Raw genomic sequence first — 26,859 nt, 5'->3', positions numbered from 1 at the left:
TTTTATACCAACACACAGTAAATACTGCTCGTAAATAACACTCTGAGCTGTATTTCACCGGTGTAACTCAGGTATTAATTTAAGATTATCCAGCCAGTATCAGCTCACGATACTGGTAGCAACTGTTCAGGAAAGAACCATGACCGATATGACTCTGCTACATGCACTCAGTGATGACAACGATTTTGCTGGTCGTCACAATGGCCCAGACTCAGCACAACAAAAAATCATGCTTGAAACCATTGGCGTTGAAAGCGTTGAAAAGCTGATCGAACAAACTGTCCCTGCTGACATTCGTTTACCAGAGCCAATGCAGCTTGACTTGCCTCAAAGCGAAGCAGATATGCTTGCTTCACTGAGAAAAATCGCAAGTAAAAACATCATCAACCGGAGTTTTATCGGTCAGGGTTATTACAATACACTTACGCCAAACGTTATTCTGCGTAATGTGCTTGAAAACCCAGGTTGGTACACGGCTTACACGCCTTACCAGCCAGAGATCTCTCAAGGTCGTCTTGAATCACTGTTGAACTATCAACAAATGATCATGGACTTAACAGGCATGGAACTCGCCAATGCTTCGTTACTTGATGAAGCAACCGCAGCCGCTGAGGCCATGACCCTTTGTCAGCGTGCAGGTAAAAACAAAAGCCAAGCCTTCTTTGTCTCAAATGACATTCACCCACAAACCGTCGACGTTGTTCGTACACGTGCTGAATTCATTGGCTTTGAAATTATCACAGGCAGCGCAGAAGAACTTGATAACCACGATGTATTTGGTGCGCTGCTGCAATACCCTGGTACAACGGGTGAAATAAAAGACCTTACTGGAATCATCGAAAAAGCACACGCCAAGAAAACACTTGTTACTGTAGCTGCTGATTTACTATCTCTTACCATTCTAAAAGCGCCAGGCGAAATGGGCGCAGACGTGGTTGTGGGTAGCGCACAACGTTTTGGTGTACCTATGGGCTTTGGTGGCCCGCATGCTGGCTTTATGTCTACTAAAGACAAGCACAAACGTACGATGCCGGGTCGTGTTATTGGCGTATCAAAAGATGCCAAAGGTAACCAATCACTGCGTATGGCTATGCAAACGCGTGAGCAACATATCCGCCGTGAAAAAGCGACATCAAACATTTGTACAGCACAAGCACTACTGGCTAACATGGCGGCTTTCTATGCCCTTTACCATGGACCAGAAGGCTTACGTAAAATCGGCCGTCGAGTACACCACTTAACGGCAATTCTTGCTGCTGGTTTACGTAATTCAGGCATCGATCTCGCGCACGAAAGCTTCTTCGACACCCTAACGCTAAACACGGGTAAGAAAACTGCAGAGCTTTACCAAAAAGCACTCGATGCAGGCATTAACCTTCGTAAAGCCGATGCTCAGCTAGGTGTTAGCCTTGATGAAACCACCAAAGTGGCAGATGTTGAAGAGCTGCTTCACATTTTGACAGGCAATGAATTAAAAGCCTCCATGTTCACGGCTGACATTGCAGCTGACGAATATGCTGCTATTCCTGAAAGCTGTCGCCGTACTAGCGAATACTTAACTCACCCTGTTTTCAATAGCTACCACAGTGAAACGCAAATGATGCGTTACATGAAAAAGCTAGAAAACAAAGACTACTCGCTAACGCACGGTATGATCCCGCTAGGCAGCTGTACCATGAAGCTCAATGCAGCCGCCGAAATGATCCCTGTGACATGGCCTGAATTTGGTGCGCTACACCCATTCGCACCTGCAGACCAAACCAAAGGTTACGACGAACTCGCCACTAACCTATCTAAAATGCTGTGTGAAGTAACCGGCTACGATGCATTCTCGCTACAGCCTAACTCTGGCGCACAAGGTGAGTACGCAGGCCTTATCGCGATTCAGCGTTACCACCAAGCCAATGGTGACAGCCACCGTAACATCTGCTTGATCCCAAGCTCTGCGCACGGTACTAACCCAGCATCGGCGGCGATGGTTTCAATGAAAATTGTTGTTGTCGGTTGTGACGACCAAGGCAACATCGATGTTGAAGACTTAAAAGCGAAGATTGAAAAACACCGCGAAAACCTATCATGCATCATGATCACCTACCCATCTACACATGGCGTGTACGAAGAAGCTGTACGTGAAGTGTGTGAACTTGTACATGAAGCTGGCGGTCAGGTTTACCTTGATGGCGCGAACATGAATGCACAGGTTGGTTTAACTAACCCTGGCTTTATCGGTTCAGATGTATCACACCTTAACCTACACAAAACCTTCTGTATTCCTCACGGCGGCGGCGGCCCTGGCATGGGTCCTATTGGTGTGAAATCTCACCTAGCACCTTTCATTCCAGGTCACGTTGAGCATGCTGAAAATGATCAGCAGCAATATGCGGTTTCTGCGGCTAACATGGGCTCTTCATCCATCCTACCAATTTCTTACGCATACATTGCAATGATGGGCGAACAAGGGCTAACCGAAGCCACTAAGCTGGCTATCCTTAACGCAAACTACGTGATGGAGCGTCTACGCCCACACTACCCTGTTCTGTACCGTGGTACTGAAGGCAGAATCGCGCACGAATGTATTATCGATATTCGCCCAATCAAAGAAGCGTCGGGTATTTCTGAAGAAGATGTGGCGAAGCGTCTTATGGACTTTGGTTTCCACGCACCAACCATGTCATTCCCTGTTGCGGGAACCTTGATGATTGAACCAACTGAATCAGAAGATTTAGCTGAACTTGATCGCTTCTGTGATGCGATGATTGCTATCCGTCAAGAAATTGCCCGTGTACAAGAAGGTGAATGGCCACTTGAAGATAATCCACTGGTAAATGCACCGCATACCCAAGTGGATCTGCTAGAACAAGAATGGGCACACCCATACAGCCGTGAAGTGGCATGTTACCCATCAGCTCAAACTAAAGATGCGAAATACTGGCCGACAGTAAACCGTGTTGATAACGTATTTGGTGACCGTAACCTAATTTGCTCTTGCCCAAGTATCGAGAGTTATATTGAAGATTAATCGTCAATATTAAGGTCAAACCTTAACGATAAACTCAATAATAAAAGGCGAATCGTATGATTCGCCTTTTTATTTTCACATCAACCTCAATATTACTTTCACACTTCATCACCTCACATCCAAGTAAATCGTTCTAATAAAACCATCAATTACATTGTTACAGCTATTTTATTGTTGTCTGCCCTGTAATTAAAAAAGCCAGATGAAAGCACTGATAAGCAACAATAAAATGTGCATCTCAACCCTATATTCGCAGCCTTAATTAAAGTTACGCATTCAACTTCCATTATTAACAAATTTAATATCTGAAGGAACTATGGGAAAGCCAGCGGCAAGAATTTCAGATCATCATACCTGCCCAGACAAAACAGGAAAGATCCCTCATGTCGGAGGACCAATCGTTGCTGGATCGCCCAATGTATTTATTGGCGGTCTCCCCGCGGCAAGAGTGGGTGACATGATGATGTGCATAGGGCCTCCCGACTCTATTGCGAAAGGGTCAGCATCCGTCTTCATAAATGGCAAACCTGCTGCTCGGATGGGAGATAAAACCTCACATAATGGCGTTATAGTAGGTGGCGATGGTAGCGTGCTTATTGGTGACGCTGGCATTGTAATTCCTCCAGCAACAACAAGCTCTGATGGCGGTAGTTCAGAAAGTGAAAGTTCAGGCTCTGATGGTCGCTCTTCGAGCACGCCTATTATCATTCCACAACAGATGGCAGCAATACACAGTGCCGCAGAAAGAGCACAAGGGATCTGCCAAGTTTGTCAAGATACAGAAAATCAAGAGGCTGACAGCAATGCCAACTAACCTTGATTTTTTAACCCTCACTGAAGCAGAACACCTTTATATTTTGCTTGATGCCAGCCTTATTACAAACTTAGAGAAAAAACTCAACGAGCTTGGGGGCTATTTAAATGCTACGCCTGTGTATCAAAGTACTACGCTTCATCACCTTAGTGCGATGTCACCTTGGCTAGTCGAAATATCACCAACAGAACCGTCAGTATTAATCAACTGGGCTATCGATAATCAGTATTTCGATAACGCAGCATGGCTATTTACTTCTAATCAAAAACATAAAAAAGTATTAAGACACTTCCATTCTTTATTATTTGTGAAACACCCTGATAATAGTGAATATATTTTTCGTTTTCATGATCCAAGAGTAGCAAGTGCCCTACTTCAATCACATTACCAAGAGGGTGAAAACAAGCTTGCACAACCTGTAAATACAGCATGGTTTTATACAAACAATAACTGGGATTCTATTAATCTCACATCATGGCAAATTGAAAAAACGAAACCAATAAAAATTCAATATTATCTGACAGAGCAAGATCTCACTGTTTTAGCTAATATCACCATGACAAGGTTCATTCAGAAATTAAACCATCATATTCATACCTATTTTCCAGACTGGTACGCCGATGTGAACCGAACACCCACGCACCAGCTCATCGTATTAGCCAAACAGCTTGGCTTTACTTCCGAACGATCGACTTTCTTTTTTACTAACGTACTTGGCTATTTAGGCGAAGGTGTTATCAAACACCAACACTACCAAGATATTCATGAGTTACTGACTAAGACAAGCAGGTTAACCCCAGAGCAAAGAGCAGAAAAAGCCGCAGAATTGGCTCATTACTATCATCAGGGGCAACATCATCAGGAGCAATGCGCTCAAGGGATAACAAATGACTAACGCAAATGACAACGCTTCGAATCAATCACAAGATGAAGCTGGTGCACTTTCTGGTCAGTGTCCGATGCAGCCGTTAGGGGTTGATATTGTGCCTGTCCGTTATGCGATTGATGAAGAAGATGATAACGGTGAAGGCAAGTTCGGCTTACCAGAACAGTGGCAAGGTAACGGGATTTTCCAACGCAACCTTATCGAATCAGACTATACCCTACGCCAATTAAGAGATGGCTGGTTATATGTCATTGCCGATTACGATAAAACCTTTCATGAATATGAAGTAAAAGGCAGTGATTTCATTAAGTACAACTTAGAGTCATGGGTTAAAGAAAAAGGTAAAACAGATCGTGGCGCTCCGGGGAGCCAAAGCCCATTTCTGACCTATCATCAAAAAAACACGCTCTATATTGCTTGGTCGAAAGAACGTTGGAGCTGGCGATTATTTAACTTTGTGCTTGAAAACAAATCAAACAGCAAGAGTTGGATGAGGCGCGTATCGCTAAATCAGTATTGTCGCACTCTTCAGGCAAGCCATGCAGGTGAAGCCGAGAAAATAGCCGAGGCTGTTGCAGATATTAGCGAAAGTGCTTCTGATACCCTTCTTTTCGAAGGCCATATGGCGCAAACAGCAGAATCCCAAACGACAGAAACAGAAGATGAAAGCACTCAAACAGAAATCAAACCCGTAATAACAAAAGGTACAGTTACTGGGGCAATGGCAGACGTGAAATCTGCATTATTTGTCGCTCTGGATGACCCTTATACCGATTTACAAGATTTAAGCTTGGCATTAACCCGAGAATTATTTGTACTTGAAGCCCTTAATGATGAAAAAGGCCATAAACACGCCCTACTCGAAACGACTGCACAAGTCATCGGGCTCAATACACCTAAAGACACGCAGTACCCTACATCAATAAAAACACTGAAAGAGAAAAAACAATATCACCAGCTCTTATCAGAATACTACAACATAAAAAAAGCAGTACAAGATCATAGCGATATACTCATAAGAGATAAGCAAAGCCTTATTGATGATGGCAGTTACGATTACCATTTATCTCACCACGAACGATTAAAAGAAAAACTAACCGCGCAACAGGATAATTTAAAACAAAAATACCGTGGTATTGAACCAAACAATGAGGATAACTTTAAACGCTGGAAAGACACTAAAAAATGGCGAGACGAAATCAATGAAGATGCGCTGATTACAGATATCGATGAGTACGCTCAAAACGATCTCCCTATTCTAGAAGCACAAGCAAAACGCGTAGAAAGATACCGCTCACAACTACAAGCGGCATGTCGCACATTTGGGTGGCACCCTGAACGTGGCTTTGTTGATAATGAAACGCGCGAAGGGCAAGATTTCTTAAGTGAAATTAACTACTTTCTCATCGAGTCTATGAGTAAAGCATTAGACGATAAAGCCGTTGAATGGCTAAAAAATGAGTTTGACTCTCCAAAAACACTCATGCCTCTCTATTTGTCTGGTTACAGTAAAGCACTATACCAAGCCATCCAAGAAGAATTACCAGAACCAAGCATCTATCTCACTGGCAATGATTATGACGATGCAGCAAACACGCTTACTGCAATCGACGATTTTTTATCAAATAAAACCATACAAGATACGAAATTTTTCAAAGACTTGAAGGCGCCATTACAAAATGTTTTAACCGTATTCAGCGAATCTGTTAAAGTGATTTCAGAAGGTGCTATTTCAAGCATTGCTCATAAAAGTTCATCATTACTTATACTTGCAAATAACCATAATTTCATACACTTCAATATTATTGCTGAAAAAGTTGCCCTTAATACAAACCTTCGTACAAACCCACACTACGCAGATGAAATTAAAAAATGGAGCGCCAAATATAATGCAGCTTCACAAGAGTTAAGGTATTTAGAGCTAGAAGCACAACATCTAAAAGCGTCGCGTATGCACGACATTTCCATTGCAGGGATGGATGATTCAATTGATAGCGAGCAGATAGAAACCCAGAAACGGAAAATGACAGATCTCCAGCGTGCTGCACAAGCAAAACTGTCTGACTTAAATGACATTTACTACGATAATCCTTCCGTCTTTTATTTAGCGAAAGACAACATCGATGACCTATCTAAAGACTTCCGTCTTGATATAAAAAACAAGATAAAGATGGGCGTAGCTATTACATCTAATTCGTACAATCGATTAGGTGGTTTTGGCTTTATGGTATTTTTACTCAATGTGTACGACCTAAAGCTAGCCTTCAGTTCTATGCAAGCAAAGCGAGTGGTATCAGAACGCGAGCGAGTCGAAATATTACAAAAAATTGGTTATTCATTAAGTGCATTTTCTTCTATCTTTCAGGCAAAAGCGTGGAGTAACATAACAATAAAGAATGATAAGAAATTTCATCAAAAATCAATAAGATTCTTAATTAAAAAAGCTAATCCAAAAGAGCTGAAAAACATAAGTAAATATTTAAAAATAACACGTTTAGTTACAGTTTTTAGTTTATTAGCAATCGGTAGTGAGCTCTATTATACTTACAATGACTTTAAAGCATCTAGCGATACAGTTAAAATACTAAACGGTTTAAAAATTACAAGCTTGATTTTGTCATTTGGTGTGTCAGCCGTCCAACTAGGGGCGTGCCTGTTCAAAGGCATTTTTACATTTGGAGTATTCACCGGCCCTATAGTAGCAATAATAGGCCTCATAGCTGGTATTGCATATATTTTTGCCACCATAACCCTTAATGCCCTAAGAAAAGATGATTACCAAAAATGGCTACAGCAAACTGCATGGGGAAGCAAACCAAACCTTCATTGGTCAATAGATACTTCTGATGGTGTTATTAACGCCCTGTTAGCATTATATAAAATCACACTAAAGCCGAAGTTAACAGCAAAACACCACACAGAAATAATACACTCAGGTCAATCATACCCTGCAATAAGAAAGGAAATAATCGGAATTACTTTAAAACTTGAACTATCCCATGAGATAAATCCTGAGTATGTCGATTTAAATTTTATTGAGCCACGAAATATAGTTTCAAATCATGGAATATGGACAAAGGTAAAAGACCGTATTAATTCAAAAAACAACATACACACATATACATTAAAAATTAATTTCTCACAAAAAAATCAAGATTTCGATATAAAGGTTAACCTTCCTTTCACACCAGATGAAAACAGTCAACTGTTCAAGATAGTCACTTATCGTTATGTTTTTGACTATACGATGTTTACTGATGTAGAAACTCCAATCCCAGCACTTAACGATGATGAGATAGATATTCATATTAAAAAAATTCAAGAACAGAAAAATATTGACTATTGTTTGTTCTTACATGGAAAACCAGCTGGTGAATATCATTTTATAGGAGATAAACAATGCCTAATAATCTAGAAAAGAAAATGAAGCCTAACTTTTTCAGCTATCAACTTACAGATAGTTATATCGACGCTTTTAAGATTAATCCAAACGCCCAGACTATTGATAAAGTACTCGGCTCTCAATTTGATGAAGTCGAATCAATTCAACATAGAATAAATTGGGATGCTACCTACCCTGGCCCTTCTAGCTATATTCGAGAGTATCTAGCAATAGGCATGTTTATAATGATGTACTTCCTTTTTGGATTTTTTAAAGATGGAGGGGGTAATATGATACCGTCACTTGATTGGATGTACTTCACCTCAATCGTATGTTCGTCGATTATGGCATACGCTACATGGTCTACATTCAGTGGATTTATATTTCACTATCGTTTTAATGATAATTGCATAGCAGTTAAAAGGTATAAGAACGAACCAGAAATTCATTATAAAATTGCACGTATTACAGGCTGGGTAGGCTCTATAACTTGTATTATTTTGGCAATCGCCTTTAGTCCATTAATTTTTATTGGTGCAGGTGGGTTCGCATTAGCTAGCTTTTCATTAATAAATATGAAGCGAGAACCATATTATCAAATAGTCCCATATAACTCAATTTTATACATTCAAAAAATAAATAAGGAGAATGAACTTGAATTAGTAATAAAAGAACAAGTAGCAAGGTGTGATAACGAATACATATATGTATATGAAATGACATCAAGTGTTAGCTTATACCTCTATAACCATGAAAAGATGGATGAAGTAATTAACTTAATTAATAAAAAGGTGGGTTATGACGTTGAATACTATGAATCAGAAGATGACGAGTCTAGCGTAAACCTATACAAAAAATCCAGAGAATTAGGTACTCCGCTTAACCGTGTTACTATAAATAAAGACACTCTAGAAATGACACACGATGTATTTACTGAAGAAGTGTGATAATTATTGTGAATAAAGAGACTATGAAACCTAACTTCTATACAAACCAACTGACAGACGATTATATAGAAACTGTAAAAGCTAACCAAGATATAGATGCTGTATATCAATTACTAGGCACTCAATTTAATTCAGCTGAATCAAATAATAGTATAGTAAATTGGGAAGCTACCTACCCTGGCCCTTCTAGCTATATTCGAGAGTGTATAGCAATAGGAACTTTTATTATAGGATATTGTGTTTTAGGTTTTCTTAAACCTGATGGTGCTAATTTAATACCCTCTCTTGATTTTGAATACTTCCTCTCAATTACAACATCATTGATCATGGCATACGCGACATGGTCAGCCTTTAGCGGCTTTATATATTACTACCGTTTCAATGAAAACTGTATAGCGGTTAAAAGATATAAAAATGAGCCTGAAATAAATTACAAAATTGCGCGTATTACAGGGTGGGTGTGTTCAATTATTTGTATAGTTTTGGCTTTATTCTTTGGCCCTATGATTTTTATTGGTGCTGGCGGTTTTGCATTAGCCAGCTTTGCAATGACAGGGATGAAGCGAAAACCATATTATCAAATAGCGCCGTACAACTCCATTCTATATATCCAAAAAATTAAAAAAGAAAGTGAGATCAGCTTAATAATAAAAAAACAAGTTTTTAGAGAAGATAACAACAATATATATGTGTATGAAATGATATCAAGTGTTAGCTTATATCTCTATGACCATGAAAAGATGGATGAAGTAATTAACTTAATTAATAAAAAGGTGGGTTATGACGTTGAATACTTTGAATCAGAAGATGATGAGTCTAGCGTAAACCTACAAAAAAAATCCAGAGAATTAGGCACCCCGCTTAACCGTGTCACCATAAATAAAGAAACCCTAGAAATGACACACGATATCTTCACTGCGGACGTGTGAGAACCATTGTGAATAAAGAGACTATGAAGCCTAACTTTTTCAGCTATCAACTTACAGATAGTTATATCGACGCTTTTAAGATTAATCCAAACGCCCAGACTATTGATAAAGTACTCGACTCTCAATTTGATGAAGTCGAATCAATTCAACATAGAATAAATTGGGATGCTACCTACCCTGGCCCTTCTAGCTATATTCGAGAGTATATAGCAATAGGCATGTTTATAATGATGTACTTCCTTTTTGGATTTTTTAAAGATGGAGGGGGTAATATGATACCGTCACTTGATTGGATGTACTTCACCTCAATCGTATGTTCGTCGATTATGGCATACGCTACATGGTCTACATTCAGCGGATTTATATTTCACTATCGTTTCAATGACAATTACATCGCAGTTAAAAGGTATAAGAACGAGCCAGAAATTCATTATAAAATTGCACGCATTACAGGCTGGGTAGGCTCTATAACTTGTATTATTTTGGCAATCGCCTTTAGTCCATTAATTTTTATTGGTGCAGGTGGGTTCGCATTAGCTAGCTTTTCATTAATAAATATGAAGCGAGAACCATATTATCAAATAGTCCCATATAACTCAATTTTATACATTCAAAAAATAAATAAGGAGAATGAACTTGAATTAGTAATAAAAGAACAAGTAGCAAGGTGTGATAACGAATACATATATGTATATGAAATGACATCAAGTGTTAGCTTATACCTCTATGACCATGAAAAGATGGATGAAGTAATTAACTTAATTAATAAAAAGGTGGGTTATGACGTTGAATACTATGAATCAGAAGATGACGAGTCTAGCGTAAACCTATACAGAAAATCCAGAGAATTAGGCACCCCACTTAACCGTGTCACCATAAATAAAGACACTCTAGAAATGACACGCGATGTATTTACTGAAGAAGTGTGATAACTATTGTGAATAAAGAGACTATGAAGCCAAATTTTTTAAGTTATCAGATCACCGATGAATTTATTGAAGCTGTAAAATCAGATCCCACAGTTAAAACAACTGATGAATTTTTCAGGTCCCAGTTTAATAAAGTAGAATTAGAAAATAGTGAACTGAATTGGGATGCTCCATACTATGGTCCACATAAATACTTGCGAGAAATTGCTGGAATATTTGGTTTTCTATTTATGTATGGAATAGGTGGTTTTTTAAAAGAAGATTGGGGTAATGTTATCCCATCATTGGATGGAATGTTTTTTCTCTCTCTAATTCCGGCTCTTATGGCAGGATATGTGGCTTGGTCAACATTTGCCGAATTCTTGTACTTCTATCGATTTAATAATGAATTTATCGCCGTAAAAAGATATAAAAACGAGCCGGAATTTTCTTTCAAAATCGCGAGGCTAGTTGGGTGGCTAGGCTCAATTACTTGTATTATTCTCGCGTTATTTTTAGGACCTATAATTTTTATAGGTGCAGGCGGGTTTGCACTTATGAGCTTTTATTTGATAAATATAAAACGGGACATATATTACCTAATCGCACCTTACAATTCAATACTTTACATTAATTATATAAAAAAGAGTGATGAGATCTATATCTTATTCAAAAAACAGGTATTTAATGATGATGGGATTCATATTAAAGCATATGAATATACAACTTCGATTCAGCTCTATTTAAATGGAAGACCTAAGGAAGAAATTATTAATTTTATCAATGAACGAGTTGGCTATGAGGTTGAATACTTAGAATCTGACAGTGAAGAAGACAGTCCAAACCTGCACAAAAAATCCAGAGAATTAGGCACCCCGCTTAACCGTGTCACCATAAATAAAGAAACCCTAGAAATGACACACGATGTATTTACTAAATAAGTTTGATAACAATTGTTAATAAAGAGACTATGAAACCAAATTTTTTAAGCTATCAACTCACTGATGACTTTATCGAAACAGTGAAAACAAACCCGACAGTTGACGTAATTGATGAATTACTCGATTCACAATTTAATGAAGTAGCATCCTCAAATAACAAGCTCAATTGGGATGCTCCATACTATGGTCCTTTCAGATACTTGCGAGAAATGGCTGGAATATTTGGTTTTTTATTTATGTATGGAATAGGTGGTTTTTTAAAAGAAGATTGGGGTAATGTTATCCCATCATTGGACGGAATGTATTTCATATCTCTTATCCCTGCCCTTATGGCAGGATATGTGGCTTGGTCAACATTTGCCGAATTCCTTTACTTCTATCGGTTTAACGATAACTTTATTGCAGTAAAAAGTTATAAAAACGAACCCGATTTTTCTTTCAAAGTTGCGAGGCTAGTTGGGTGGTTAGGGTCAATTACTTGTATTTTTCTTGCGCTATTTTTCGGGCCAATTATTTTTATTGGTGCAGGCGGGTTTGCACTAACGAGCTTTTATTTGATAAATATAAAACGAAGAAACAAATACCATATAATACCTTACAATTCGATACTCTATATTCAAAGGATAAATGATGAGAATGAGCTTAAATTAATAATAAAAGAACAAGTATCAAGGTGTGATAACGAATACGCATATGTTTATGAAAAAACATCAAGTGTTAGCTTATACCTCTATGACCGTGAAAAGATGGATGAAGTAATTAACTTAATTAATAAAAAGGTGGGTTATGACGTCGAATACTATGAATCAGAAGATTATGAGTCTAGCGTAAACCTACACAAAAAATCCAGAGAATTAGGTACTCCGCTTAACCGTGTCACTATAAATAAAGAAACCCTAGAAATGACACACGATGTATTTACTAAAGATGTATAAATACGAATCCATAGCCAAACCTTAGTAACTGAAAAAGAAAATCCTTGATATTGAAGAATCAACCTAATATTGAGTATTTCAGTTCATCATCCAAAGTGGCTCACATACAAGCACCTATTCTGTTAAATCATGTTAAAAGCGTCAAAAAACCGTCTTAAACACTGTTCATTTTAACCCCTATTAAGTAGAATTACGTCATTGAATCGGTGACCAATAAATTCTAATGAAACGACGCCTGTCTTGTGACATCCAAGTTGATCATATCAATACGCTTCTCATGCCTGATATACAGGCTACTGATCCAAATGGCATGCAGCCGTCTCAAGAAAATACACAGTTTATTCTGGCTATGCGCAATGCTAATCCAGAAGTATGGGATTGGAATATAGATACTGATGAGGTCTACTTTTCACCACAATGGAAGGCGATGTTGGGGTATCAAGAAGATGAGCTTGAAAACCACCTTAATACGTTAGAATCGCTAACAACACATCAAGAATGGACAGCGTTAGAGAAAAAAGCTGAACAATATATTACGAATCGCTCTGGTTGCTTTGAAGTTGAACTGCGTTTACGTCACAAACAAGGGCATTTTGTGTGGGTGCGCGGCAGTGCCTTTACTTTATCTAATTCTGCTCATTGTCCCCCAAGCTATCTTATGGGGTTTCTGGTTGATATAACGGCACAAAAAAAAGCAGAGAGCTTGAACACTTGGACAGCAAAGATCCTTGAGATGATCGCCAAAGGTGCAAGTACAGCAAGTGTTTATACTGAGATTGCCTTAATGTACGAGAGTCGCCATCAAGGTTTGCGCTGCTCTATGTTAGAACTAGATGGCGATACATTGCTGCATGGCGGCGCACCTAGCCTGCCCAAAGCCTATTGCGATGCCGTTCACGGGTTAAAAAATGGCCCTAATATCGGCTCTTGTGGCACTTCAACCTATACGGGTCAACGCGTACTCGTTGAAGACATTAGTACGGATCCTAAATGGGCTGACATCAAGCATGTTGCACTCCCCTTTGGTATGCGCAGTTGTTGGTCTGAGCCGATTAAAAGCTCAACTGGAAAAGTTCTAGGGGCGTTTGGTATGTACTACAACCACCCTGCTCTACCAACTCAAGAAGAGTCTGATGATCTCACCTCCGCAGCCATGCTGGCTGGCATTTTGATGGAGCGCGATCATAATCAAAAACGTATCCAAGAACTTGCTTTCAAAGATCCACTGACGGGTTTTGCTAGCCGAGCTAGTTTGTACATTGATCTCGAATCATTTATCTCGCACTCAGCCGCGCACGATCATCGCTTTAGCCTGTTATACCTTGATCTCGATAACTTCAAAGACATTAACGATAGTCTTGGGCATGATATTGGCGATCTTCACCTTCAGACTATTGCTACACAGCTTGAATCTGTATGTCTACCAACCCATTTTATAGCCCGTTTAGGGGGCGATGAATTCTGCATTGTGGCCAAAGAGGCAAGTAACACGGTATCAGCTTCAGAAATAGCTGCCCGCTACCTTAATGCCGTCTCAACCCCTTGCTATTTATCAGGACGAAAACACACACAAACAAGCAGCATTGGTATCGCTTTTTATCCGCAAGATGGCAGTGATTTACAAAGCTTACTTAAAGCTGCAGATACCGCGCTTTACACTGCTAAAGATCACGGTAAAAACCAGTACGCCTTCTACAGTAAACTACTCACAAAAGAAGCTGAGTATCGGTTAAAAGTAGAACAACACCTTCGCGAAGCGATTGAAAACCAAAGCCTCTCTCTTGTATATCAGCCACAGATCGATTTACATACGGGAACTTGTGTTGGTGTCGAAGCCCTATCGCGCTGGCAGCATTCAGAACTAGGGCATGTCTCACCAAGTGACTTTATTTCAACGGCTGAGCGCATTGGTATGATCCAGCCATTAACTGAACTCGTGCTTAAAACTGCTTGTACTCAAGCAGTAAACTGGCAGTTACAAGGGCTTGGTTCAAGAAGAGTCGCAGTCAATATTTCTCCTAATCACTTTTTGGATCCTGACTTTATTCCTTTAATTAGGCGAGTTATTACAGAAACAGGAATTGATGCGTCAAATTTAGAGCTGGAAGTTATCGAAACTGTCGCACAAACAGAGCATAAAAATCTCCCCGTCTTTGAAGAACTCAAAAAGCTTGGGGTTCTGTTGGCCATAGATGATTTTGGCACTGGCTACTCATCATTCGCTTCGCTCAAACACCTTAAACTTGATTGTATTAAAATCGATAAATACTTCATGGATGACCTATTAACTGATAAGAAAACACAGTTATTAGTCGGCTCCATGGTTGAAATGGCGCACAACCTTGGATGCTGTGTGATCGCGGAAGGTGTAGAAACTCCAGGTCAAGTTGAAATATTAAAAGAACTCGAGTGTGATATTGTACAAGGCTATCTATTCTGTAAACCAACAACCCCTGATGGTATTGCTGCATTATTGAGAAATGAATGCGAACAGAGTCTGATATAAATACACCTAATGTTCTTCCACGCTATGTTTTAATGTAACACTCGTGCGCCGACCACCAGATTACCACTTAAATCAATAAGTTAAAGACATCCCACCAAGACACATGCGCCGTGCGCATCTAATTAATGAAAACCATTCATTTTACTCATAACCTTATTTATCATACGATTATCTCAACCAAAGAGATGGCGAATATATTGGAAGTTATTATAAATATTTCTTCCTAAAAATATTCATTCGTTCTTATCGTAATAAGTCAGATTTATTTTAAATAATATGTTTAATCATTTTCGCTATTAAGTTTGCATATAAACACATAGCTAATATTAATTAAAATAAGATATCACTGTACGTATTAACTTCAGCTTTGACGAGCAACTTGAAGCTGTTCAAATATTATCAATATATTTAAATAACTCTATCTGGAGTATTAGCAATGACAATTCCAACTACAAAAATGCTTCAAGCATGGCAAGGTTTTACAGCGGGTAATTGGCAAACAGAAGTCAATACACGAGACTTCATCCAAACAAACTACACCCCTTATGAAGGTGATGAGTCTTTCCTTGCAGATGCTACACTAGCGACAACAACCCTTTGGAATAGTGTCTTAAAAGGTATTCAAGAAGAAAGCCGCACGCATGCACCTATCGACTTTGATACTGATCTGCCATCAACGATTATTTCTCACGATGCAGGCTACATAAATAAAGCCTTAGAAACGATTGTAGGTTTACAAACAGACAAGCCCTTGAAACGTGCCATTATTGCTAATGGTGGTATTCGCATGGTGAAAAACTCTTGTGAAGTTTATGGACGCGAACTTGATCCAAATATTGAAAAGACTTTCACGCAATACCGTAAAACCCATAACACCGCTTGTTTTGATCTTTATACTAAAGACATTATTGCTTGCCGAAAATCAGGCATCATTACTGGCCTTCCCGATGCGTACGGTCGCGGCCGTATCATCGGTGACTATCGTCGCTTAGCACTTTACGGTATCGACTTTTTAAAAGCAGATAAGATTGAACAATTTAAATCAACCCAAGCTTTTCTAGAGCAAGGACAAGATTTAGAGAAAACGCTTCGCTTACGGGAAGAAATCGCAGACCAAATACATGCGCTTGAAGACATCCGTACCATGGGTATGAAATATGGTATCGATATGTCAGCACCTGCAAGTTCAGCGCAAGAAGCGATTCAATTTACTTACTTTGGTTATCTGGCTGCAGTTAAATCACAAAATGGCGCAGCAATGTCGCTTGGCCGTACATCAACTTTCCTTGATGTATATATTGAACGTGATCTAGCTAATGGCGTGATTAACGAATCACAGGCACAAGAGTTAGTTGATCACTTCATCATGAAATTACGTATGGTGCGCTTCTTACGCACGCCTGATTACGATTCACTGTTCTCTGGTGATCCCATTTGGGCAACCGAAGCCATGGCTGGAATGGGGGTTGACGGCAGAACGTTAGTGAGTAAAACAACCTTCCGTTACTTACATACGCTAGACAATATGGGGGCAGCTCCAGAGCCTAATATGACCATTCTGTGGTCTGAGCAACTCCCTGAAGCCTTCAAAAAATATGCAGCGAAAGTGTCTATCGAAACATCATCTGTTCAATATGAAAACGATGACCTAATGCGCCCTGATTTTAACAACGATGACTACGCTATTGCTTGTTGTGTGAGTCCGCAAATCGTTGGTAAAGATATGCAGTTTTTTGGGGCCCGCGCCAACTTAGCAAAAGCACTGTTATACACCATTAATGGCGGTGTCGATGAAAAATCAAAAGCACAGGTCGGTCCAAAGCAAACCGCAATCACAGACGACGTATTAAATTTTGATCGTCTTATGCCTCAATTTGATCAAATGCTTGATTGGCTAGCAACTCAGTATGTAACGGCATTAAACATCATTCATTACTCGCATGATCGCTACAGCTATGAAGCATCACTCATGGCACTCATGGATCGTGATGTACACCGCACTATGGCTTGTGGTATTGCAGGGCTCTCGGTTGTGGCTGATTCATTATCCGCTATAAAATTTGCCAAAGTAACACCCATTCGTGATGAAAACGGTATCGCTGTTGACTTTACTATTGAAGGTGATTACCCACAATTTGGTAATAATGATGCCCGTGTAGATGATATTGCCTGCGATCTGGTTGAACGCTTCATGAAGAAGATTCAGAGCATGGTAACTTATCGTGAGTCGCTACCCACACAGTCGATTCTTACTATTACTTCTAATGTCGTTTACGGTAAGAAAACAGGTAATACACCTGATGGTCGCCGTGCAGGTATGCCATTTGGTCCAGGGGCAAACCCAATGCATGGTCGCGATCAAAATGGCGCCGTCGCATCACTCTCCTCAGTGTCTAAGCTACCGTTCGCATTTGCCAAAGATGGGATTTCATACACTTTCTCTATTGTGCCAAACGCATTAGGTAAAGATATGGATACACAGAAACAAAATCTAGCAGCGTTAATGGATGGATACTTCCACCATGAAGCAGGCGTAAATGGCGTACAAGTAGAAGGCGGTCAACACCTCAATGTGAACGTGCTAAATCGTGAAATGCTATTGGATGCTGTCGATCATCCAGAGAAATATCCTCAACTCACTATCCGAGTTTCAGGTTATGCAGTGCGTTTTAATTCACTGACGAAAGAACAGCAACAGGATGTGATTACCCGAACCTTTACAGAAAAAATGTAAGGGCAAACGAGCTCATCAAACTAGTTCGACAACATAAGGCAAAGCATTTTCAGCCTAATAAAGATACATCATAATAATTAACTACACGTCTACCTACCTCTTGGCCTGCCTTACGCAGGCCTTTTTTATTCCGATAAACCGCAAATTTAAACGCTAATTCATATAAACGCAGGACTCACTCCCCCTTCTTTACTCACTCGCACTCATTCTCCGCATAAGATTTTGTTGCTACAGCAACAAAATAAGAATACACTGCGCACACTATTTTTGTTGTATAGGTAACAATAAATGAAGGATGCAATTTATAAATACGCTATCTACGCTGTACTGGGCTGTACCATCGGCTTTTCTGCTTTCTTAATCAGTTCAGATAACCTTTCACCTTTCACCACACAAGCGACTGTGCATAAAAATGTCGCCAATATTGCCCCACAAGTATCAGGGGTGATCACCCATGTAAACGTACAAAATGGGCAAGTTGTTAAAGCTGGTGATGTTCTTTTTAGCATAGACAAACACAGTTATACCTTAGCCGTTCGTCAAGCAAAGGCCGAACTCGATCAAGCTCAGGAAGCTCACTCCGCTAAATGGCAAGAACTTCAATCTGCTGAACAAATACTATCGCAACGTAACATCGAATGGCATAACACCAACAACAACCTTATTCGCTATCAACGGCTTCTTTATAAAGGGCTAATTACTCAACAAGACTTTGATGATGCGAATGCCAGTGCCAATGTTGCCAAAAGTGCAATTGCAGTGGCTCAAGCCGATGTTCTCCGCATCAAAGCCGAACTCTTTGGCAATAAAATTTTTGAAGATCAAACTGATGAAATGACCACAATTGCAAATAATACAATTAAGTATCAAGCAAAAAGTGCTGCAATCACAATCGCAGAATCCAAACTAGCATCAGCAAAACTCGATTTAGCACATACCAATGTCGTAGCACAAACTGCTGGCACAGTGAGTAATTTACAGTTACAAACGGGAAGTTATGTTAACGCTGGTAATGTCTCGCTCTTTCTTGTCAATGAAGCCACCAGCTGGTTGAGTGCCGATTTCAATGAAAAAGGTATTGCTCACCTTCAAACAGGTAATCCTGTATGGGTATCATTTGACGCTTTTCCAGGCCAAGTCTTTGCAGGAACCATTATCAATCAAGACCGCGCTATTTTTGATGCATCCAACTCAACCAATCAACTGTCCACTGTAGTGAATGACAGCCGCTGGATCCGCGAACAGCAGAAAATTCGCACTCGTATTCATGTTAACGGCGCAAACGCCGCACTTATTGCAGGCTCTCGTGCCAGTGTAATAGTAAAAAATGGCCACAATCGTGTGGTAGACACGATTGGTTATAGCTGGATCCAATTGGTTTCTTGGTTTCGCTACATCTATTAGAGCTACTCGGGGATAGTATGAGAGAAAGTATAGATAAAAATGAAGCGCTAAGAGTTACCTTGACCATCACTGTGTGTATGTTGGCAGGAAAATTACTCGCCTTAGGCTCCCCTGTTTACTTAGCTTTGTACCCTACAATTGTAATGACAAAAGGCAAAGACTTTTCATGGCAAGGTTTAGTCAAAATGTTATTTCCAACATTCATCGCAGCATCTTGTGCGCTTGTCATTGCTGAGCTATTTCATGATCACCCTTTTATCATTTGGACGATTAGCTTGATCTTCTTTGATCAAATGCGCCGCCGTGCCAATAACCCAGCAAAGCTCGGTGCCATGCTGATGCCCACGTTTAACTGGATTTTGATTATTGTGTTTTCACAACACACCACAGCCGATATGCCAATGCGGATTCATGAAATTCTCATTTCGATGACTATCACCATCTTAATCACAAAACTCATGCGCGCCTTGCTACCAAAGCCAAATCATCCCTTTATGCTAAACGAAAAACAGCCTGCTTTCAGTTCACAAACCGTTACCTATCAAAATCGATTTGTTTCTTTAAGCTTAATAGGCTGTGGGTTAGCCTTTCTCATGATTGTCGACTTAATCTCAGCCACGTTCTGCATGGTACCCGTTATTGCTGCTGCAACTCAGTTTACCCGAGCAAGTTTTCGCCAAGTCGTCGAACGAAGATTACTCACCCAAGTTGGTGGCTGTGCAATTGCTGTTATTTTTACACTACTAATGGCTGGTCACCAAAATGTCATTGGTTATTATGCATTGGGTTTAGGGGGATTAGTGTTTATGATTGCTCACGCAATGGCTCATGCACAAGGTGCCTTGCGAGACCTTCATGCTGACTCTTTGCTGGCGACTATGCTGCCCATACAACTCTATATGACAAGTAGCTCGCTAGGATTGGAAAGTACTTACCTACGAGCATGGGAACTCACCGTTACTTTAGGTATATTATTCATTCTTCACCAATTAACGTCTTCACGAGATAGCGATGACCAAAGACATTACAGCCATCCCTGAACTGGATAACAATACCTCATTTATTATGGGGCTCGCATATAAGCAATTTCGCACATTGGCTAATCAAAAACTCATCGCAGATTTCGATATCACACTGGAAATGCAAGGTGTGCTTCGTGTGTTAGCACATCTAGGTGAAGTACCACAACAAACCTTAGCTGAGACGTTACACCGAGAACGCTCTGTCACTAAACGTCTGGTTGATAATTGTATTAAACGTGGTCTGGTCGAAGCCCGTAAGAGTGAAATCAACAAAAAAGCACGTTATTTAGCTTTAACAGAAAAAGGGACGAAGACCAAAGAACTGGCGAGTGTATGCCTACAAAAGGTTAATACTGATTACTACAGCCCCTTGTCAGCTAACGAGCAACAATTACTTCAAACCCTATGTAAAAAGTTGATTCAAGACAATATTATTTTGGGGAGCGATTAACACCACATTGCTAATCAATTAATAAGCGTAGGGTTTTCAGAGTGGAATTCACAGATAGAAGACCGTAAAAAGTGGATAATCACGTTTATCACTTTAATCTAGCCATTTAAAAAACGAGGAAGGTAGAATACCTTCCTGATTGACTTATTCGCCAGCCACACTGGCGTTTTCTTACACAACCATTCAATTTACTGCTTGACCGTCGCTTTAACGGTACTTTTAAGATGATGCATAAATTGCTTAAAGTGAGGCATAAAATCACTAAGCAATGGATGTTTACGGTTTTGCATCATTACTGGGCCTAATAAACGCAATGCCACGCCAACTTTCGTCGCTACATTTTCATCTAGCCCACTACCTTGTTTTAACTTTTCGACAACGTTAAACACGTCTTCCCTATCTTGATAGGTAAATTGTAATGTCTTAGCTGCTGTTTGATCAGCGCTGACTTCTTCAATCGTGATGCGATATTCGTTATCTTTTCTCATTTTAGAAAGCATATTCAGTACCTTTTATAGAAAATAGTTTTCAGCTAATTAACTTCTAAGAAAGCGTTCAATTTTTGGCTTTATTGTCATTGAGACAGTGACCATCAATGTGAGTGCGATAGGTAAAGCCGCCAACAACCCATTCAACCATGCCGTAAATCGCTCACCACTATTAGCCATACCTACATTATTCAGTGCTGTTGATAGCGCCATTGCAACACCTACCACTAGGTTACGTTTGCTCTCTTCCAATAGTGGTAATAGCTTCAGCATTCACAGACATCTCCAAACTTGAAACAAAGAACAATTAAGTTGATAATATCAACTATAAATAAACTTAGTTGATATTGTCAACCATATTGTTACAAGGGTTTACTGTGTCTGATCGAAAATCATTAGAGAGCTTGTTCCATTTAGCGCATTCACTAAAACGTCAAATGCATGATCATATTGAGGAAATGGAATTAGATATCGCCCCTATGCATGTGCGTGTTTTGAAGATAATTAATTTTAAAAATCGATGTACTGCTATCGACATCGCCCATTTATTAAATCGAGATAAAGCACAGGTCACTCGCCTACTTAATGCATTAATAAAGCAGGGCTATGTAGTCAAAGAGCCCAATCCCGATGACAAAAGAAGCCAATGTTTACGCGTCACCACTGACGGCCTTAAGATCACTAGCCAGATAGCCAATATTGATAAGAAGATGTTTGAACTACTGAGCAAAGATATATCGCAGGAGGAACTTGAAATCTTCGAACGCATTGCGTCAAAGATGGCTAGGAACCTAGCAAAGTAAAACGGAACCCAGACATTAGGCAGATAAAAGAAATTGATTATCAAATTATTTTTGTAAGTCTTCCAATTCTACAGCTGTTTATTGCAATCAAGCTTAACTCTATGATTGGCCTTAACAAAGCCGCTCATTAGAAGCCACTTATTACAATAATCAGAGAAGGAATTATCATGCCTAAGTCCATTACTCTTGGCGTCACCGATCTATCGTTTCACCGTGTTACTGCATCGCTGGTTACACATGTTTTGAATGATATGGGGTTTGAGGTCAATCGTATTTATTCGCCCCACCAAGATAACTTTGCCAAATTGAAATCTGGTGAGTTGGATATGCTCTCATCCGCTTGGTTACCATCAAGCCACGGTATTTATAAAGCAGATGTAGAGGATGTTCAGCCGTTGCTTGAACTTGGTCTTCACTACGAACCTTATGCACTATGGGGTGTGCCAGATTACATTCCCGAAAATGCCGTCTCTGAAGTCAGTGATCTACTCAAACCTGACGTTATCGCTCGAATGAATAAAGATATTCAAGGGATCAACCCTGGTGCAGGCATCACTCGATTTTCAATCAAAATGATGGATGAATACGGCTTAAACCAAGCGGGTTATCGTTTCCATACTGGCACTGAAGAGGACTGTTTTACCGCTTTTGAACAAGCCGTTGATAACAAAGAGTGGGTTGCTGTTCCACTTTGGAAGCCACAATTTTTGCATCATAAATATGCGATCCGAGAAATCAAAGAACCAAAAGGTTTATTGGGTATTGTCGACCGTGCTGTGCTACTTCTACGTGAAGATCGCGCTCAGTTATTTAGTCAAGCGCAAATCAAAACGCTAGATACATTACGCTTCTCCAACGAGATTATTGCAGAACTTGATTACCTCGTTAGCCGTGAAGGCTTACTGCTCGACGAAGTCACGCGCAACTGGTTAGATAGCCAAAAACTTATCACGGCATAAACTGATGTGAATGCATAACTGCGGGAGGAATATGCTGCCCGCAGTTACAGAAGTGCTACTGATAAAAGCCCCCTATCGACACTAAGATTATGCATCCCACATAACATGGCACTCAGCATCTTGAGCCGTTTTTAGCATTTCGATAAGAGGAATCGCTCGGACAGCAAGGCTGATGGGCGGAGATTGGTCTAAATCATCATCAAGATCATCGCTGCTTTTATCATCTACGTTTTGATCAAGGTTTTGCTGTAGTTCTTGTTGCTTTATCTGCGCTAAATTTTGCTCTAAATGCGTCAAAGCAGCAGGAATATCCTTTGCCTCTATCACACCCGGAACATTTTCACACTGCCCCATAAGATGCAGTAATTTCTGAGCAACATCGCCAAACATGGTGATATCACCACTCATTTTGCTGTGAAATGTAATTAACATACGATTACCCCATTTCGAGTTCTTTTGCTTTATCACGCTTGGCAAAGCTATAGCCAGCCAATGCACCAGCTAATGCACCGAATAAGTGACTCTCAAAACTGATCCACTGATGTACAGGCAAGAATCCCCACACCATTGAGCCGTAGAAAAACATCACTATCACCCCGATGACTATCGATTTGATGCTGCGATACATCAATGCATACATCAGCAAATACGCCCATAGTCCATACACAATACCACTTAACCCTATGTGATAACTGATGCGCCCAAACAACCATACGCCTATACTGCTAATTGCCCAACTAATTACAAAAACTGCAATGAGTCGCGCACTACCAGAACGACCAACGAGGTAGGCCAATACAGCAAATGACAGTAAATTACTAATTAGGTGAGACCAAGACCCATGCAAAAAAGGGTATGCCACCAAGCCCGTTATGTGCGTGATATGCCGAGGTAAAAGCCCGTAATCATTTAAGGCACCACCAAGTAAAATATTCACAATGTGGACCAGAATACACAGGACGAATACAAAACCAATCAGCTTGATGGCGTCTTTATCTTTATGCTTCAAACAAGGTTCCCCTACCGCTAACCCCTTAAGCGCGTTGCCTTGCTTATTTAAGGTTAGAAAAGTGACAAGAAAATAAGCCGTTCTTATCACTATAGCGCTTTACGTATTTACCAGAAAGACTGACGTTCTTGATAATCGTATTGTTTCGAGGAATCAGGATCTGACGTTTGGCGTTGACGTTTACCTGCAATGAAGAAGTTTTTACCCAGTAACAGGCGTATTTGACTAAGCGTTTCACGTGCTAATAACATGCGCTCACTGCTCAACCAACTTCGGTTTGTGGAGTGCTTAATCGCCGCAATTGCATCGGGTGAAGCCTGAGAAACTTGCTGGCAAAATGCCTGTGCCGCGCTTAAAGGGTCATCATGAACGGCAGTGATCAAACCTAACTCTTTCGCCACTCTCCCCGAGACTACGTCACCCGTCATTGTCAGTTGCATCGCAACATCACGACCAACGATCTCACGTAAACTCAATAATCCCCCCATGTCAGGCACTAACCCCCAGCGTACCTCCATAATTGACAGCTCTGTGGTTTCCGTTGCAAAACGTAGATCCGCACCAAGCGCAATTTGCAGCCCTCCACCGTAACAACGCCCTTCCAATACAGCTACTACTGGGACAGGGATCGCTCGCCAATTTCGTGACACACGTTGCGCTAAGTTGGCATTTCCCGGTAACCATTTTGCCAAAAGTTTAAGCGCCTTCGCTTTTGATGTCGCAACACTCTTAATGTCTAACCCACTGCTAAAGTTACCCTTTGCACCTTTCACAATAACCGCACGAATATCTCGACGTTTGATCAAAGAACGGCTCACAGCATCAAGCTCTTGAAACATTTCCATGTCCAATGCATTGAGTTTATCCGGGCGATTTAAGGTAACAGTGACAATGCTATCTACTTCTTCGACAGTTAACTTATTCCATGTCATCTCTCTTTCCTTATCTGGTCAGTCCAGTATAGAGACTAGCACCAATTCTAGACACTGGATACGTAGGTATCAGCGATATTGGATTATTACTCACACAGTAACTTGGCCTCTTTATATACATCAGTGGAATACGTGAAAACACCGAATGCCCTTTACGCTGAATATTTGTCCATTCACACACCACCAAATAGAAAACGATTGCTTAATGCAACCAATTGAGTAGACTCATTCCTAAATTCTAATGTAACGAATGTAATTATCATGCTCAAAACATGTTTACGGCCATTAGGGATTTTAGCGACGGTATTTAGCCTCGTCGCTTGTCAGGGAGACAACAGACTCGATTTAGCCTCACTTAATGTGGCAAATGTTAACAAGTTTAATGCTTCTTCACGCGGTTACGTTGTGACCGAGCATAATAATTTGCTGGCAGTACCAGAGCTTTTCCGAGACTTCCAACGTTTAAGCTCCGCACTTACCGAACAGCACTGGCTGAAAAACACGCAATTCATAGAGCAAGCCAATAACCTGAAAGTGCTTTTCCAAACCAGCGAATTACCTGAAGCTCAAATATTTATCGATGCGATTGATGAAGCAATTTCTCAATACTCATCTAACATTGCCAAGGCCAATGCTCTCGCGAATAAAAAACAGCAAGAAATTGATCTTGATTCCAAAGCATATCAGTCAAAAATCAACAGCCTTGAACACACCTTATCGTTACTCAAGACACCTGAACAAGAATATGAAACCGTATTAGATAAGCTTTCTACTGCGATAACTAAAGAATCTCGCCATTTCGCCAAATTAAAGCACGATTTTCAGTCTTCATTTCGCGAGTTAGACAGTGACGATCATCCAATGGCTTACGACATACGCTTTAGCTACGTTCAGCAACCTCGCGCTATGTGTGGACGTTTTGATGAGATGCGTGAACTGATCACGACCATCAATGAAGGCTGTGCTTATGTGAATAGAGAAGAACTGCTCGATGAAATTCCCGTTGCTTATCATCCTCATGCAGAAGAACTCATTGATTACTATGCACCTTTGTTATGGCTGTCAATGACCAAGCTGAGTGGTTTCTTTGATACAAACTACAATACGCAATTCTTCCCAAACAACCTCCGCCAGTTGCATACAAGCAATACCATTGCACTGAAAGAGAAGCGTATCTTAATGAAGAGCAATACTCTGGAGATGCTAAAAGATTACGAGCATCGCCTCGCTCAATTAAAGAGTGAACGTAGTCAAAATATTCCATACCCATTTGTTGATGATCACTTTGCCATTGATATCAATAGCGATGCTTTCATCGACTACTTCGAACAATACTCGAAACAACACCATTATTCGTTGTATCAACCAACGCAGCGATTTAAACAACTGATCACAGATCAAGCCGTCATCAAACCCTTCACCTCAGCATACGCGACAAAGATAATCCGCAACTACCCGGCAGCACTAACATTTCGTGTCAGCGGTCGTGGTTATTACAACATCCCATCGCGAGAAAAAGCTATCGGCGTTATTTTCGATTTTACCCATAGCGATCAGCACATGATCTTATGTAACCGTAATCATCAAGGTTTACCTGTTATTGTTACTAAGAGTACGCCTGCACTTAATCATGTAGAAGGTGTTTCGTTAGCCGATGAATTAGACAAGCGCTTACAGGCTTACATTCTTAGTTAATGGCACATAGCATCCCGTCTCGCGATTAAGACAACAGCCAAGGAATGGCTAAACAATACTTTCTTAAGAACAACCTTAGAGGTTTTTACAGGAAA

22 protein-coding genes are annotated in these 26,859 nt (G+C 40.2%); 17 read left to right on the top strand and 5 right to left on the bottom strand.

Annotated features, from left to right (window positions below; all coding sequences use genetic code 11):
• Positions 1-139: 139 nt before the first annotated feature.
• The 14 genes from gcvP to OCU77_RS17595 all read left to right on the top strand — a co-directional run bounded on the left by gcvP (position 140) and on the right by OCU77_RS17595 (position 20,878).
• Complete coding sequence (gene gcvP / locus OCU77_RS17660; protein WP_107303177.1) at positions 140-3,019, top strand: aminomethyl-transferring glycine dehydrogenase; 2,880 nt, start codon at positions 140-142, stop codon at positions 3,017-3,019.
• Positions 3,020-3,335: 316 nt separating this feature from the next.
• Complete coding sequence (locus OCU77_RS17655; protein ID WP_048901033.1) at positions 3,336-3,833, top strand: PAAR domain-containing protein; 498 nt, start codon at positions 3,336-3,338, stop codon at positions 3,831-3,833.
• Positions 3,823-4,728, top strand: a complete 906-nt coding sequence (locus OCU77_RS17650) for a DUF4123 domain-containing protein (protein ID WP_048901034.1) — start codon at positions 3,823-3,825, stop codon at positions 4,726-4,728. The genes OCU77_RS17655 and OCU77_RS17650 overlap by 11 nt, the downstream gene beginning before the upstream one ends.
• A complete protein-coding gene (locus OCU77_RS17645) occupies positions 4,721-8,134 on the top strand; it encodes a T6SS effector BTH_I2691 family protein (RefSeq protein ID WP_107303179.1) in 3,414 nt (1,137 codons plus the stop codon). Before OCU77_RS17650 ends, OCU77_RS17645 begins: the two co-directional genes overlap by 8 nt.
• Positions 8,119-9,048 carry a hypothetical protein gene (locus OCU77_RS17640; RefSeq protein ID WP_261856009.1) on the top strand — a complete coding sequence of 310 codons (930 nt, stop codon included), beginning with the start codon at positions 8,119-8,121 and terminating at the stop codon, positions 9,046-9,048. The genes OCU77_RS17645 and OCU77_RS17640 overlap by 16 nt, the downstream gene beginning before the upstream one ends.
• Before the next feature lie 23 nt (positions 9,049-9,071).
• Positions 9,072-9,977: a hypothetical protein gene (locus OCU77_RS17635; RefSeq protein WP_053111908.1), complete on the top strand. Its 906-nt coding sequence runs from the start codon at positions 9,072-9,074 to the stop codon at positions 9,975-9,977.
• Positions 9,978-9,985: 8 nt separating this feature from the next.
• Positions 9,986-10,906 carry a hypothetical protein gene (locus OCU77_RS17630; protein WP_146156705.1) on the top strand — a complete coding sequence of 307 codons (921 nt, stop codon included), beginning with the start codon at positions 9,986-9,988 and terminating at the stop codon, positions 10,904-10,906.
• 23 nt (positions 10,907-10,929) lie between these two features.
• Positions 10,930-11,826, top strand: coding sequence for a hypothetical protein (locus OCU77_RS17625; RefSeq protein WP_048900302.1), 897 nt, complete (start codon positions 10,930-10,932; stop codon positions 11,824-11,826).
• 29 nt (positions 11,827-11,855) lie between these two features.
• Entirely contained in the window at positions 11,856-12,761 is a 906-nt protein-coding gene (locus OCU77_RS17620) for a hypothetical protein (protein ID WP_048900301.1), read from the top strand.
• 223 nt (positions 12,762-12,984) lie between these two features.
• Complete coding sequence (locus OCU77_RS17615) at positions 12,985-15,267, top strand: bifunctional diguanylate cyclase/phosphodiesterase (protein WP_048900300.1); 2,283 nt, start codon at positions 12,985-12,987, stop codon at positions 15,265-15,267.
• Positions 15,268-15,703: 436 nt separating this feature from the next.
• Positions 15,704-18,001, top strand: coding sequence for a formate C-acetyltransferase (pflB, locus tag OCU77_RS17610; protein ID WP_048900299.1), 2,298 nt, complete (start codon positions 15,704-15,706; stop codon positions 17,999-18,001).
• Between the two features lie 288 nt (positions 18,002-18,289).
• Positions 18,290-19,405 carry an HlyD family secretion protein gene (locus OCU77_RS17605; RefSeq protein WP_107303124.1) on the top strand — a complete coding sequence of 372 codons (1,116 nt, stop codon included), beginning with the start codon at positions 18,290-18,292 and terminating at the stop codon, positions 19,403-19,405.
• Between the two features lie 17 nt (positions 19,406-19,422).
• Positions 19,423-20,445, top strand: coding sequence for a DUF2955 domain-containing protein (locus OCU77_RS17600; RefSeq protein ID WP_048900297.1), 1,023 nt, complete (start codon positions 19,423-19,425; stop codon positions 20,443-20,445).
• The gene (locus tag OCU77_RS17595) at positions 20,417-20,878 is read left to right on the top strand and encodes a MarR family winged helix-turn-helix transcriptional regulator (protein ID WP_048900296.1); all 462 of its coding nucleotides are present in this window, start codon (positions 20,417-20,419) and stop codon (positions 20,876-20,878) included. Before OCU77_RS17600 ends, OCU77_RS17595 begins: the two co-directional genes overlap by 29 nt.
• A gap of 188 nt (positions 20,879-21,066) precedes the next feature.
• Here the strand turns inward: OCU77_RS17595 and OCU77_RS17590 are convergent, their stop codons facing one another.
• Both OCU77_RS17590 and OCU77_RS17585 read right to left on the bottom strand, forming a co-directional pair.
• Positions 21,067-21,378, bottom strand: coding sequence for a DUF3861 domain-containing protein (locus OCU77_RS17590; RefSeq protein ID WP_048900295.1), 312 nt, complete (start codon positions 21,376-21,378; stop codon positions 21,067-21,069).
• 36 nt (positions 21,379-21,414) lie between these two features.
• Entirely contained in the window at positions 21,415-21,639 is a 225-nt protein-coding gene (locus OCU77_RS17585) for a DUF2798 domain-containing protein (RefSeq protein ID WP_053111892.1), read from the bottom strand.
• A 104-nt stretch (positions 21,640-21,743) separates the two neighbouring features.
• Between OCU77_RS17585 and OCU77_RS17580 the strand changes: the two genes are divergently transcribed.
• Both OCU77_RS17580 and OCU77_RS17575 read left to right on the top strand, forming a co-directional pair.
• Complete coding sequence (locus tag OCU77_RS17580) at positions 21,744-22,169, top strand: MarR family winged helix-turn-helix transcriptional regulator (RefSeq protein ID WP_048900294.1); 426 nt, start codon at positions 21,744-21,746, stop codon at positions 22,167-22,169.
• A 167-nt stretch (positions 22,170-22,336) separates the two neighbouring features.
• Positions 22,337-23,128, top strand: coding sequence for a glycine betaine ABC transporter substrate-binding protein (locus OCU77_RS17575; RefSeq protein WP_107303125.1), 792 nt, complete (start codon positions 22,337-22,339; stop codon positions 23,126-23,128).
• An 87-nt stretch (positions 23,129-23,215) separates the two neighbouring features.
• On the opposite strand, the gene OCU77_RS17570 is transcribed toward OCU77_RS17575, so the two are convergent.
• From OCU77_RS17570 to OCU77_RS17560, 3 genes are all read right to left on the bottom strand, one after another.
• Positions 23,216-23,560, bottom strand: a complete 345-nt coding sequence (locus tag OCU77_RS17570; protein WP_048900293.1) for a DUF1840 domain-containing protein — start codon at positions 23,558-23,560, stop codon at positions 23,216-23,218.
• Positions 23,561-23,564: 4 nt separating this feature from the next.
• Entirely contained in the window at positions 23,565-24,137 is a 573-nt protein-coding gene (locus OCU77_RS17565; RefSeq protein WP_239686053.1) for a rhomboid family intramembrane serine protease, read from the bottom strand.
• 107 nt (positions 24,138-24,244) lie between these two features.
• A complete protein-coding gene (locus OCU77_RS17560) occupies positions 24,245-25,069 on the bottom strand; it encodes a crotonase/enoyl-CoA hydratase family protein (protein WP_048900292.1) in 825 nt (274 codons plus the stop codon).
• Between the two features lie 261 nt (positions 25,070-25,330).
• On the opposite strand from OCU77_RS17560, the gene OCU77_RS17555 reads away from it, so the two are divergent.
• Positions 25,331-26,764: a hypothetical protein gene (locus OCU77_RS17555; RefSeq protein ID WP_144414931.1), complete on the top strand. Its 1,434-nt coding sequence runs from the start codon at positions 25,331-25,333 to the stop codon at positions 26,762-26,764.
• Positions 26,765-26,859: the final 95 nt, after the last annotated feature.

This window comes from Photobacterium swingsii, assembly GCF_024346715.1.
GTDB classification, from domain to species: domain Bacteria; phylum Pseudomonadota; class Gammaproteobacteria; order Enterobacterales; family Vibrionaceae; genus Photobacterium; species Photobacterium swingsii.
The sequence above is the reverse complement of the archived record's forward strand: the minus strand, read 5'-3'. Positions and strand labels throughout refer to the sequence as shown.